Origin of the sequence: Streptomyces sp. SID3343 (assembly GCF_009865215.1) — a bacterium.
In the GTDB taxonomy this organism is placed as follows: Bacteria; Actinomycetota; Actinomycetes; order Streptomycetales; family Streptomycetaceae; genus Embleya.
In genome coordinates this window covers 1-11,974 of sequence record NZ_WWJX01000616.1, presented here as the reverse complement: position 1 = coordinate 11,974, position 11,974 = coordinate 1, and the positions used below count along the sequence as shown (strand labels likewise).

The 11,974-nt window shown below is 63.8% G+C and carries 14 protein-coding genes and 1 pseudogene; 10 read left to right on the top strand and 5 right to left on the bottom strand.

Going from position 1 to position 11,974, the window contains the following annotated elements; genetic code table 11:
- Nucleotides 1–20: 20 nt before the first annotated feature.
- Nucleotides 21–398, bottom strand: coding sequence for a VOC family protein (locus GT354_RS19170; RefSeq protein ID WP_161357521.1), 378 nt, complete (start codon nucleotides 396–398; stop codon nucleotides 21–23).
- Nucleotides 399–550: 152 nt separating this feature from the next.
- On the opposite strand from GT354_RS19170, the gene GT354_RS19165 reads away from it, so the two are divergent.
- From GT354_RS19165 to GT354_RS56560, 3 genes are read left to right on the top strand one after another with little or no spacing between them, the layout of a single operon-like run.
- Entirely contained in the window at nucleotides 551–1,291 is a 741-nt protein-coding gene (locus GT354_RS19165; protein WP_346012084.1) for a pyridoxal-phosphate dependent enzyme, read from the top strand.
- Nucleotides 1,288–1,527: a hypothetical protein gene (locus tag GT354_RS56565; RefSeq protein WP_346012083.1), complete on the top strand. Its 240-nt coding sequence runs from the start codon at nucleotides 1,288–1,290 to the stop codon at nucleotides 1,525–1,527. Before GT354_RS19165 ends, GT354_RS56565 begins: the two co-directional genes overlap by 4 nt.
- Nucleotides 1,500–1,925: a DUF6882 domain-containing protein gene (locus tag GT354_RS56560; RefSeq protein WP_346012085.1), complete on the top strand. Its 426-nt coding sequence runs from the start codon at nucleotides 1,500–1,502 to the stop codon at nucleotides 1,923–1,925. The genes GT354_RS56565 and GT354_RS56560 overlap by 28 nt, the downstream gene beginning before the upstream one ends.
- A gap of 923 nt (nucleotides 1,926–2,848) precedes the next feature.
- On the opposite strand, the gene GT354_RS19155 is transcribed toward GT354_RS56560, so the two are convergent.
- Both GT354_RS19155 and GT354_RS19145 read right to left on the bottom strand, forming a co-directional pair.
- Entirely contained in the window at nucleotides 2,849–3,412 is a 564-nt protein-coding gene (locus tag GT354_RS19155) for an SMI1/KNR4 family protein (protein WP_161357519.1), read from the bottom strand.
- Between the two features lie 434 nt (nucleotides 3,413–3,846).
- Entirely contained in the window at nucleotides 3,847–5,790 is a 1,944-nt protein-coding gene (locus GT354_RS19145; RefSeq protein WP_161357517.1) for an RHS repeat-associated core domain-containing protein, read from the bottom strand.
- 104 nt (nucleotides 5,791–5,894) lie between these two features.
- Between GT354_RS19145 and GT354_RS19140 the strand changes: the two genes are divergently transcribed.
- The gene (locus tag GT354_RS19140; protein ID WP_161357516.1) at nucleotides 5,895–6,176 is read left to right on the top strand and encodes a Scr1 family TA system antitoxin-like transcriptional regulator; all 282 of its coding nucleotides are present in this window, start codon (nucleotides 5,895–5,897) and stop codon (nucleotides 6,174–6,176) included.
- Entirely contained in the window at nucleotides 6,173–6,355 is a 183-nt protein-coding gene (locus GT354_RS19135; RefSeq protein WP_346012082.1) for a DUF397 domain-containing protein, read from the top strand. Before GT354_RS19140 ends, GT354_RS19135 begins: the two co-directional genes overlap by 4 nt.
- Before the next feature lie 78 nt (nucleotides 6,356–6,433).
- Here the strand turns inward: GT354_RS19135 and GT354_RS19130 are convergent.
- Nucleotides 6,434–6,820: pseudogene (locus GT354_RS19130) on the bottom strand (ribonucleotide-diphosphate reductase subunit beta); the annotation flags it as partial.
- A gap of 193 nt (nucleotides 6,821–7,013) precedes the next feature.
- Here GT354_RS19130 and GT354_RS19125 point away from each other — a divergent pair.
- The gene (locus GT354_RS19125; protein ID WP_161357515.1) at nucleotides 7,014–7,964 is read left to right on the top strand and encodes an SMI1/KNR4 family protein; all 951 of its coding nucleotides are present in this window, start codon (nucleotides 7,014–7,016) and stop codon (nucleotides 7,962–7,964) included.
- A 339-nt stretch (nucleotides 7,965–8,303) separates the two neighbouring features.
- Nucleotides 8,304–8,843: an SMI1/KNR4 family protein gene (locus GT354_RS19120; protein WP_161357514.1), complete on the top strand. Its 540-nt coding sequence runs from the start codon at nucleotides 8,304–8,306 to the stop codon at nucleotides 8,841–8,843.
- A gap of 886 nt (nucleotides 8,844–9,729) precedes the next feature.
- Here the strand turns inward: GT354_RS19120 and GT354_RS19115 are convergent.
- The gene (locus GT354_RS19115) at nucleotides 9,730–10,215 is read right to left on the bottom strand and encodes an ATP-binding protein (protein ID WP_161357513.1); all 486 of its coding nucleotides are present in this window, start codon (nucleotides 10,213–10,215) and stop codon (nucleotides 9,730–9,732) included.
- A gap of 176 nt (nucleotides 10,216–10,391) precedes the next feature.
- Here GT354_RS19115 and GT354_RS19110 point away from each other — a divergent pair, with 176 nt between their 5' ends.
- From GT354_RS19110 to GT354_RS19100, 3 genes are all read left to right on the top strand, one after another.
- A complete protein-coding gene (locus GT354_RS19110) occupies nucleotides 10,392–11,240 on the top strand; it encodes a helix-turn-helix transcriptional regulator (protein WP_161357512.1) in 849 nt (282 codons plus the stop codon).
- Nucleotides 11,237–11,461 (top strand): DUF397 domain-containing protein, encoded by a 225-nt coding sequence (locus GT354_RS19105; RefSeq protein WP_346012081.1) that lies wholly within the window; start codon nucleotides 11,237–11,239, stop codon nucleotides 11,459–11,461. Before GT354_RS19110 ends, GT354_RS19105 begins: the two co-directional genes overlap by 4 nt.
- Before the next feature lie 36 nt (nucleotides 11,462–11,497).
- A partial coding sequence (locus GT354_RS19100) for a hypothetical protein (protein ID WP_161357511.1) occupies nucleotides 11,498–11,974 on the top strand: 477 nt, incomplete at its 3' end.

Sequence of the window (11,974 nt, the reverse complement as noted above, 5' to 3'; positions counted from 1 at the left end):
CCCTCGCCCCCTCGACCCCCTCAGCCGATCAACGTCGCCTTCGGCCGAACCACGCAAAACTCGTTGCCCTCAGGGTCGGCGAGGACGGTCCACGACTCGTCACCGGTTTGCCCGACATCCACCCGCCGCGCCCCGAGCGCGATCACCCGCTCGATCTCCGCTTCGCGCTCCCCCGGCCCCGCACCCGTCGTGAGATCCAGGTGCAACCGGTTCTTGCCGGTCTTCCGGTCCGTCACGGGCATGAAGCACATCCCCACCGGCGCACCGGGATCGGGCCCGATCACCACTTCCCGCTCGCGCTCGGAGAGAACCTGCCAGCCCAACACGCTCGTCCAGAACCGGGCAAGCCCGGGCAGGTCATGTGTGTCGACGACGATGTGATGCAGTGCGATGGCCATGCCCACCAGTGTGTCGACCCGACGACGAGGCAAGCACGCAATTACTTTGGCCAAGTCCGCCCCCGCTCCGCCGCGCAACACGTAGCCGGAGACGGTCCGCCGGCCGACAACCCCAGCCCCAACCCCAGACTCGACAATCCAAGGTGACGACCATGCCCCAGGACCGCCACACGCCGCATCACGCAATCCTCGGAACCTGGCCGACTCCCCTGGAGCCCGCCCCGAGGCTGGCCACGGCGCTCGGCCTCACCCCGGACGACCTGTGGATCAAACGCGACGACCTCACCGGCCTGGGCGCCGGCGGCAACAAGGTCCGCAAGCTCGAATGGACCTGCGCCGCCGCCCTCGCCGAAGGCGCCACGGTCCTCGTCGCCACGGGCGGCCCGCAGAGCAACCACGCCCGGCTCACCGCAGCGGCCGGCGCCCGCCTCGGCCTCGAGGTCGTCCTCGTCCTGAGCGGCGATCCCGGCGCCTCCACCTCGGGCAACCTCACCCTCGACGGCCTCCTCGGCGCCCACATCGAATGGGCCGGCGGTACGGACCTCCAAGCCGCCGCACACGAAGTCGCCGAACGCCTACGCGCCCAAGGAGCGGTCCCGGCCGTCATCCCCTTCGGCGGCTCAACCCGACTCGCGGCCCGAGGCTACGCCGAATGCGGCCGCGAACTCCTGGCCCAGGCCCCCGACCTGACCACGGTCGTCACCGCCCTCGGCTCAGGCGGCACCATGGCCGGCCTGGTGGACACCCTGGGCCCCGAACGAGTCCTGGGCATCCACGTCGGCGCCGTCGACCATCCGACCCAAACGGTCTGCGCCCTCCTGTCCGGCACCCCGCACCCCCCGGAGTCCCTACGCGTACGCCCGGACCAAGTGGGCGCCGGCTCCCCACGTTGACCCCACAGGCCACCACCGCCTTGACCCTCGCCGCCCGCACGGAAGGCATCCTCCTCGACCCGACCTACACCAGCCGAGCCCTGGCCGGCCTGACCCCGGCCGTCAAGGACGGCGACATCAAACCGGGCCAACGCACGATCTTCCTCCACTCGGGCGGCCTCCCGGGCCTCTTCGGCCACCAACAAGCCCTGGCCCTGGCCGAGACGGAATCCGCAGCGAACACCGACAAGCCGTAGCCACTCGAAGCGCAACCACAAAACCCGCGCCCCCAGGAAAGCTACCGAGCGAGTACGTCTCCGCGCTCGGCAGTTACGACCTGTCGGATCACTCGTGGCTGTGGGACTGGGCCAACCCCGGTTCGCGGGGCACACCGGTAGTCGGCGCGGCGGAGGCGGTGCGCAGGTTCGGACACGACCACGGCATCCGCGAGTTCACCGACGAAATCGTAGGCCTGCCGGCGTTCGACAATCCCCGCATGGCGGCCGAAACCCTCGCCTTCGGCGCGATGGGCATACTCGGCGCGCCAGGCTACCTGGGCATCCAAGCCAACCCCGACGGCCGTTTGCACCTGGTCCCGGACGACCCACGCACCCCCGCGCGGCACCCGACCTGCGGGCCCTCCCCCGCGCCCTGATCACCGGAGCCCAAGCCGTAGGCGGCCCGCACGCCCCGTCGTAGCAGGCTACTTCGCCCACCACGGCGCACCCCAGACCGCCGTCCCCGCCCACATCACCGCCCACCTGCCGGGACCTCCACAGTGAACGTCACCTTCGACGACCAGGGCCGCCTCACCTCGGTCGAAACCAACACCACCGGCCCCTCGTCGTCCCCCACCCCACGCCCCTGACCAACAGCAAGAAAGGGAATGGTCGGCGCTCGACCACATCCCGCCGATCCCACGCAACCAGGAGTTCCGCTTCCGCCGCACCGACTCGGCAATACGTCTGCGCCGGCTCGAATCGCGGCACGACCCGGCAGCAGTTCCTGCTCAACCTCTCCAACCTCGCTTTCGCCATTTCTTCGTGCCACGACCACGGAACGCGGAGCTCACAGACCGGTGATGCATCCTCGATGACGAGCCAAGAGCCTCGAGCCCTGAACTCGGCGAGCCGGGAAGCGGAGCCGCAGCGGTGCCGGCGTCCTTGCGCCGGCGAGGAAGGTGGCCGAGCATGGTCGCCTCGCTGACGCCCGTCGCCCGGGCCACACCCGGATCCTGCTGTGACCCTGTGCCCGGGCTTCCGCTCCTATCGTCAGACGGTGTTGCCGCTCGGCCAGGTAGTGCCTTCGACAGGGTTGAGATCGGAAGCTATGGCGGTAGGGAGACCAGGCTCAGCCAGTCGACGCGTCCGGCGAAGGCCAGCATCCGTTGACTGCCGAGATTTCTCCCAGACCAACATCATCGGGCGGGCAGTCGAACGTCCAGTTGATCCGGAGCAGTTGGCGAATCAGTCTCCGGTCGGTGACCGAGCCCGGCACCATGCGGGAGAGGCCGTTCGGGCCCATTGGGCGGATAACAGCACCAGTCGAGTCAGGTCTCTAACAATATTCGGCCAGTACCTAGCGAAAATTCCGATCGCTCTCTGAGATCGGGCGGAAGATGGGCTCCCAAATCTGGGCTCCCTCGTCACCACCGATCTCTGGAATCACATCGACGGTGATTTCTTCGGTGAAGACTCTGTATAGGAGCTCGGCTGCGCCACCTTCGAATTCGAACCATTTGGTGTCGTCGTCCGCGTAGACGACGACAGGCCATTTCTCGGGATCGGCCGAGTCAGTTTTCCACAAGAATGACTGACCATATCCGCAGAACGACCAACACAGAAGGCCGCCGGACTGGGGGTACACATCGAACGGAGGATATAGACGCGTTGCATCTGTATCTCCGTTTTCCCGACCTTCCAATTCAGCGCTGGCGAGCAAATCAAGTCGCGGATTGACGACGTCGGGGACTAGTACTCCCATATAGCCACTGAACTCACCCAACCCGAAAGTCTCGACCAGTTTCTTGTAATCCAAGGGCAATTGAGTTCCAAGTCGCGCTTCCACCGACCTCCAATCGTGATCCTTGCGCAATTCTGCCCCTGGTCGGAAAAAACTCTCGAGTTTGAGTACCCAGTCCACGTTATCTCTCCGTTGCAATCGCGGCTACTTGCGACAAGCACATGAGCTCGGTCGCCTGCGTCTGCAACCATGAGATCGTGTGCGGCTTGCGAGGCGTAGGGGGCCTATTTCCTAATCCATTTTACCTTATCGTTTTCCGGGATTAGCACGGATTGTGCCGACTATTGTTGACGTTCTTTATCGTCTCGTCGAAATTGACCGTTCTTCCACGCGCAGTGATTCGGATTCCGGTCGGTATCGGATCGACGCCATCGTATATAGGTCGGGACGTGTAGTAGACCTGATCGCCCCCCTCCAGAGCTGTTTTGACGCGCTTTTCACAGGCTCGCATTACTGGACTGTTGGCAAGTTTCTCGATGGGTACGAGGTTACGGAGTTCAACTCCGGACCCCCCGAGTTGAAGCCCGAGCAGATGCCCACGCTGAAGACCAGCCCTATAGCCGGGGGGGGTCCGCGCTACCGCTTCTGTCTGTGTCCGAGCCGATGATCGTGGTCCGCTTGCCGAAATCAACCTGCTTCTTTCGGCCGAAGCTATCGATCGACCCGCTCGTCAGACAGGCTTGGACCCCTGTGGCGCGGTCGTACTCGTCGATCGGCTGGTAGTAAACCCAAGGCTTGGAAGCCGAGCATCCATCTGCAGAAGTCGTGTCGTCGAATGAATCGATGTGCAGCAGTGCAGCACTATCTTCCGACAAGTACAAGCCGGTGTTCGCTGAGTAGTCCGCATCGCCCTTTCTGGCGTCGGATATACCCGTTTCCCCATCGATTTGCCAGTTCGGGGGTGAGAGCGGATCTACTTGTTGTGGTGCAGCGTTCTGTACCTCATTTAGAGCACGTACTCCCTCCAGGACGGCCTTGATGATCTCGAGCGTGGGATCCTTGACGGGTGTTGACGGGGTCGGGGGGCGGGACTTTGGAGCTGTGGGGACATGGGGTTTTGGTTTGGGCTTTATCGGGGCTTTTGGGCGGGGCCTGGGCTTATAGGTGGTTTTGGGGGTGCTGCTGCGGGGCGGGACTTTGGTGCGGGGAGGGGTCCACGTCCGCGGTGGTGTGGTGGCGGACGGGGGAGCACTGGTTGTCGGGGCGCTGGTCGGCGGGGTGTAGCCCATGCTCATGTCGCAGGAGCCGGGGCAGTATGAGCCGATGGAGCCCCAGTCGAAGTAGTCGGTGCGACTCCCTTGGTCCTGCTCGGGGAAGTCGGGTTCGTCGGCGTCCCTGTCCTTGCGCTTTGCGGGCTTTTGTTTTCCGCCCTTCTTCGATCCGCCCTTGACGACATTGGCCGCTTTGTCGCGGCATGCCTTACTCCTGGCGCAGGCCCTGGCTCCGGCGCCGATGACGGCTATCACGACCGGGATGAAATGGCCAGTCGGGTCGGTGTTCGTCAGCGGGTCGCCGCCTGCGTAGGCGTAGCGGTTGGCGTTGCCGGAGGGGGTTGGGTCGAGGGTCCAGGTGTCTCGGCTGTCGAAGCCGCCGTTTGTGGGGTCGTACCAGCGGCTGGCCATGTTGACGTGGCCGGTGGTGGGGTCGGTCCAGGCGCCTTGGTAGCCGAGGCCGGGTTTGGGGCCTGTTTGGGTGGTGATTTGGCCGAAGGGGTCGTAGGTCGTGGAGCTGGTGCGGGTTTTGGTGGTGGGGTCCAAGGTGGCGGTGACGTCGCCGTGTTGGTCGGTGATCGCGAGTTGGGCCGCGGTGCCGTTGCCGGTGGAGATGAGGTCGCCGCCGGGGCCTCGGGTGAACTTCGTGGTGCCGTCTGCCACGAGGTTGTTGGTCGGGCCGTCGTAGGCGAAGCCTGCTTGGCCGTCGCGCTTGATCATGCGGGCCTGCGCGTCGTAGGTGTAGGTGGCGCCGCCGTCTTGGACCATCTGCTCGAACGCGTCGAACGTGAGGGGCTTGGTCTCGGTCGGGGTGGTGATGGTGGAGCGGGAGCCGCGTGCGGTGTAGCCGTAGGTGGTGGTTCCGGCGGTGAGCAGGCGGTTGCGCTCGTCGTAGGTGGCGGTTTCGTCGGCGGCGCTGGTTCGGTTGCCGACCGGGTCCCAGGTATAGGGGGTGGCCGTCGTGCCGTCGTTCCATTGGGTGAGGCGCCCGGTGAGGTCGTACGTGTAGGTGTTGTTGCGGCCGCTGGTGGTGGCGTCGTTCTTGCCGGTCAGGCGGTTGTCGGCGTCGTAGGTGTACGCGATGGTGTTGTTCGTCTGCGGGTCGACCACGTTGGTGGTGTGGCCCGCGCCGTTGTAGCCGAACTGCGTGGTGCCCGCCGCGTCGACGCGCTTGGTCAACTGGGCTTCTGCGTCCCAGGTGTACTGGGAACTGCCGGACGAGCCGGCCGAGGTCAGCAACTGTCCGCGGTCGTTGTACGTGTAGGTGTTGGTGGTGATCGTGGCCACGACCTGCGCCATGGTGAGGCGGCCGGGTCGGCCACGGCCTACTCTCCAACCGCACAACACCCCACGAGACCAGCACCTTCAGTACCCCACACCTCCCGGCGCCGATGCGCCATGTTCTGGACGTCTCGGCGCTCGCGCACGTGGCATTGCAGGTGATCCCGTTCTCCCGGACCGCCGCGTCCTTCATCGGTGGCATGACGCTCATGACGTTCTCGGATACGGGCGATCCTGGCATGCTCTCCATCGAGTACCAAGGAGGTATGGAGTCGCGCGAGTCGACACGCGAAGTCCGTCGATACCGGCGGAAGTTCGAATATCTGCAACAGAGCGCGCTGTCTCCTGAACAGTCCCGCGACCTCGTCCGGCAAAGATTGGAATCCCTGTGAACGGTCAGCAAGTCGCCTGGCGCAAGTCGTCCTACTCCGAGCAGGTTGGGGAGTGCGTCGAAGTTGCCTCGCCCTACCCCGACTTGGCGGTACGTGACAGCAAAGACCCCGCCTCCGGCAAGGTCCGGGTCGCTCCCGCTGCCTGGCAGGCGTTGCTCAATCGGGTGCAGGCATCTTGAGGACGCACGGACCGAACCGCCGCGCCACCCCGATTTCGGAATGACGCGGCAGGTTCGGTCAATGTGGATGATCGGGTCTCAGAAGTCCTCGTCGAACGAGACCGAGCCGGTGACGGCGACATGGTAGGCCGAGACCTTGCGTTCGAAGAAGTTGGAGAGTTCCTGGACGTCTTGCAACTCCATGAAGCCGAACGGGTTCGACGAGCCGTACAGCGGGGCCATCCCGAGCTGCGCCAGCCGCCGATCCGCGACGTGTTCCAGGTACGAGCGCATGTCCGCGACCGTCATGCCCGACACGCCGCCCTGGAGCAGGTCCTCGGCGAAGGCCGTCTCCGCCTCCACGAGCATCCGTCGCACGTCGTCTGCGAGTTCGTCGTCGAAGAGGTCGGGCTCCTAGGCCCGGACCGTCTCCACCACCGAGAACGCGAAGTCCATGTGCGCCGACTCGTCGCGGAAGACCGCGTGGCACACCCGTAGCCGACCCCATGATCGGAATTTTGAAGGATATTGCCAACAGAGCCATGCTCCTCGCGAATATCCAGGATATCGCGCCCGGCGACGCATCCGTTTTCAAGTCGATTTCGTCGCTTTAGAAGTGCAGCGCGAGAGGAACCCTCATCGGCGCAGAATGTCCGCCAAGATACCGGAGGGGAAGCATATGGAAGATATTTACTCCATCACCGGGATATCCCCTGCCACTCCGACGCACCACGCAGCCTGGCAGTCATTCCCTGCAGCAGTCATGGAATGCTACCCGGAAGATTTTCGCGAGTTCATGACGACTTTCGGAGAAGGAGTACTGGACTCCTATCTCTATTTCTGGCTTCCAGACGCAGCAGCAGATTGGTCCACCCGATTCGCCAATGATTTCAGTCCCGAAGAAATTAGAGCCCTTCGCTCGGGCACCCTTCCGCATAGAGCCGCCCCCTGGGGTTCCAATGACGTGGGCGATTCCCTATGGTTCGTCATGGCCCCCGAAGCCAAGATTCCCGAGATTCGAGCATACATTCGCGGTACAGGCTGGGTCGAGTTTCACTGTCGGTTCGATGAATTCCTGGTAAAACTCTGCCGGGATCCGAGATCCCTCGATCTTTTTTCGGTTCCCCTTCCCGAACCTCATTGGTACCATCAAAGCGACAAACCTCAAATCGTCGGCGCGCTCATCGAGCAGTTGGCCACCAACAGCTGGGACACCAAAATATCAGCTCTGCGAACCTGCGGCTTCTCCGCGCTCGTCGGACCAGAATCACTCTGGCGGTGGGGCGAAATTGAAGTACGGGAAGGAATAGAGCAAATCGAGATCCTCTACGGGGAGGACCCTCCCCCTGCGTTGCGCCTTCGGCGCGATGATCTGAGTGATTACATCCTCGACTATCTGGACGAACACACAAATTCCGCCGACGAGGTCTCTGCACTTCTTACGGGTCTCCTCGGGTCTCCGCTCTTTTCAGAGAATCATGAAGTGCCGTCAGTTTCCAGTGTCGCTCGTGAAGCGATGTGGACCGGAAAAACCATTCGGGTTTCCATGACAACGCTCGCGGATGAAGATCACGACGACTGGAAGCGCACTACCGTATCGATAACCCCAAAACCACGTAACTCCGACTGAGCAGCGTGCGAGACGTTGAGGCTGCCTAGAGAATGATGCCCGAGGTTTGATCTGCACACCGAGGTGGCGCCCGGTACGGCACCTCGACGATCGACAACGGACCGGCCGCGGCATTCTTTACTCCAATAGCCCCGAGTTTTCGTTGCCGTCGCGCGGACTTTCCGCGTCACTCGCTACGGACGACGCAGCCCATCCGAGGAATTCAACTCCAACGGTCCTGTGAGCCGTGAGTCCCGGATGGCCTCTATGGAGAGCAACGCCTTGGCACCGTAAAGGCCAGAATCTTGCTATCTATCTGGACCTGCAAAGCGCGGCCGTGAACAGGGGAGTCATCTGCACATGATCGAGAATATGCTGCCTTTTCTTGGCAGGCCGACCCTGAACAACAACATCGAAGAAGATTGGGAAGAATTTGAGACAAACTTCCAGATTGCCCTACCCCACGACTACAAAACTTTCACGTCTGCATATGGACCAGGACAGGTGCGCGGCCATGTGATTTTCTTTCACCCGAAGGCTCCGAGGGAATCGGAAAGTCTGAGCCTGTCGCACGAAATTGAGGAAACCGCAGACTCGTACCGTGATATTCGAGCCTTGGATCCCAGTCTCGTCCCATGGCCGATATACCCGGAGCCCGGGTGGCTGATTCCTATTGCACGCGAGATTCGAGGTGACCAGCTCCTCCTTCGCGTAGGGGCTACCGGAACCTCGAATCCTTCGCTGATCCTGGACTGGCACCATGGTTGGCACGAATATTCCATGAGTTTCACAGAATTCATGGAGGCGGGTCTGTCCGGAACATTGGATCCGCCTTTCTTCTTCGCAGAGACGAATCCAGGAGTTGCTGGTTTCTTTCGCCTGGGAAGAGTCGAATCGTAACCTCAACATCGAGAGGAAGTAGGTCCGGGTAGGCGTACCGACATCTTCTTACCCTGACCCCTTTTCGGAGCCACCTCAGACGGCACGGGCGGAGAAAAGGTCACCACAGGCGGAGGCCGCTGCCTCTTCTGCCGACATGAAACCGGAACTCGTGGATGCCACCCACGGCTTCCGTCCGTATCAGCGTGTTCCGGCCCCGCCGGTGCCGTTTCGGGACTTGCGCAAGGCCCTACGGGTGACCTCGACGTGGTCGGCCGCCGTGTTCGACCCGGCGTTCCCGGGCCGCGACAGCACCGCGAGAGGTTCGCCGGATCCTCGCGGACCGTGGTCGGCGAACGCCCACAACGGGTGGAACCCGAACGTCCTCCTCCACATCGAACAGGCGCTTCCTTGTCGGAGTGCGCGGTGACCAGGCCCCCGTTGAGGTCGAACGTCAACCGCCCGTCCGTGACCGGCGACGCCGGTCCGGCGAGGTTCGACACGTTCCCGCGCCGCCGCGCGGGTCGCCCGGATCGCGGTCACCGCCTTCGGCCCGGCGGTGGCCGGGGCGGTGACCAGACGCGACCGGCCCGCGAGACGACACCCGAACCACCCGACTCGACCCGCACACGCGGGTAGGACCGGCTATTGCTTCTCACCTCGAAGGTGCCTCTTGGCTGGTGACGTGCAGGACTCTCGACAAGCCCTATCGTCCCAGCTCAGGGGCCCTTTTGCTTGCTGACCGCATGTCAGACGCCCCGCTCCACGAGGCGCGAGGCTAGTGGTTCACGTACGAGAGCGCTCGGGACGGGCCTCCCGGCCTCCCAGCCGCCATGCAGACGAAGCAAGGCGCGACACTGCCAGTGCCCGATCGGGTGCAGGCCATGGACGCCGACTTCGTCGCGGTCTACCAGTCGTGTGAGTTCCGGTCACTGCGCCTGTGCTTCGAAACCGTGAACGTCAAAGTCTTGCCGCCTGCTCTGCACTTCACCGCGATCTCGTCGGCCGTCGCCCTGATGACGTGCAATCCGAAGCCGCCCTCCGGTTCCTCGCCCGTCACAACAGATTCAGCCTTGCGGGTCGGTAGTCGGATGCTGCCGCTGCCGTCGTCGGCGACTTCGACTACCCAGCGGTCGTGGACGTGGTCGATGAGGAGTCGCACTCGGGCGATGGCGCCGGTGGCGTGAACGGCGGTGTTGTTGAAGGCTTCGGAAACACACATGCGGAGGTCGTCCACCGTGTCCGTGTCCGCTCCGTAGAGGTCGGCCGTGCTGCCGATGAGGTTGCGGACCAGGCGGGCGTTCTCGGGTACGGCTCGGTAGCGGACGTCGGTCAGGACGTCGGGGGCCGCCGGTGTGCGCATCAGGTGGGCGAGGTCGGATTGCGTTGACACTGGATGCCTCCCGTTGCCGATGGGACGGGGCATGGTGGCCCTGTGGCATGTGACGATGCAGCATGGGCAACGTTGCCGACAACTGGCATTAGCTCGTTCGTGTCAAGGCACGCGGGAATGCTTCGTGCCGCTCGTTCGAGTGCGAAAATGACCGCGCACTCGCACAGGGGGTCCCGATGGCGAACTCGCCGAACTACGCACGCCGAAGGCTCGGCACAGAGTTGAGGAGGCTGCGTGGGCACGCCGGTCTGTCCGCCGAGGAGGCTGCTGCGGCGTGTGGATGGGGCAACAAGTCCAAGGTCAGCCGCATTGAGACGGCCAAGATTTCGGTGGTCGCGCACGATCTTCGCAAGCTCGCTGCGGTGTACGGGGTCGAGGCTGAGGCGCTCGACTCCCTGATGGCGTGCCTTGACGACACTCAGGTACGTCGGTGGTGGACCGATTACGCCGACGTGCTCAATGTGAGCTACGCGGACTTCATCGGCCTGGAAGCGGAAGCGTCGGACCTGCGGATGGCGAACTCGGTTCTCTTTCCCGGTCTTCTACAGTCCGAGCAGTTCGCGCGGGCGATCATTGCCGAAGGCCCGCTCGTGGCCGACCCCGAGACCATCGACGCACTGGTCGAGGTGCGTATGCGCAGGCAACGACTGTTGACCGACCTGCCGGGGGTGCCCCTCACTGCAGTGGTCGGCGAAGCGACGCTGCACGTCGAGGTCGGCGGTCGCGACGTGCTGCGAGGCCAACTGCGACACGTCCTGGAGCTCTCGGAACTCGCTCATGTGGGTGTGTACGTCATTCCGTTCTCTCGGACCGCCGCGTCGTTCATCGGTGGCATGACGCTCATGGCGTTCTCGGAATCCAACGACCCTGGCATGCTCTTCATCGAGTATCACGGAGGCATGGAGTCACGCGATTCGACTCGCGAAGTCCGGCGATACCGGAGGAAGTTCGACTTCCTGCAACAGAGCGCGCTGTCTCCGGACCAGTCCCGAGAGCTCATCCAGAAGCGATTGGAATCCCTGTGAACGCGTACCACCTAACCTGGCGCAAGTCGTCCTACTCGGAGCAGGTCGGCGAGTGCGTCGAAGTTGCCGCGCCCTACCCGTACTTGGCTGTCCGCGACAGCAAGGACACCAACATGGGCAGGCTCGATCTGGCCCCGGCGGCCTGGGAAGCGCTCTTGGTTCACTTCGGGAGTTGCTTCCACGAACGGAACCGCCGCGCCACCCCGTTGTTCTCGGGATGACGCGGCGGCCGGATCAGCAGCGGGTCAGAAGTCCTCGTGGACGCGGCCGGCACCACGGAGTTCGGCTACGACCGGGCGGGCCGCACCTCCAACGTGGTCGACCCGCAGACGAACAGCACCATCTCGTACGACTACGACAGCGCGGGCCGCCCCACGGGCGAGACCTACCGTCCGACCACCACGGGCGAAGCCACCGCGAGGTCCGCGCCTTCCGCGGACCGCCGATACTCCTACGACCCTTTCGGTCGCCTGGCCTACGACGCCATCTACAACGCACAAGGCGCCGCCCAGCAGCAAACCAGCTACACCTACGACGCCGACAACCGCCTGACCGGCAGGAACGACTCCACCACGGGCGGCCGCAACAACACCTACGCCTACGACCTGGCGGGCCGCCTCACCGAGTGGAACGACGGCACGACGGTCACCCCCTACACCTGGGACCCGGCCGGCAACCGAACAAGCGCCGCCGACAAAACCGCCACCTACGACGAGCGCAACCGCCTGCTCACC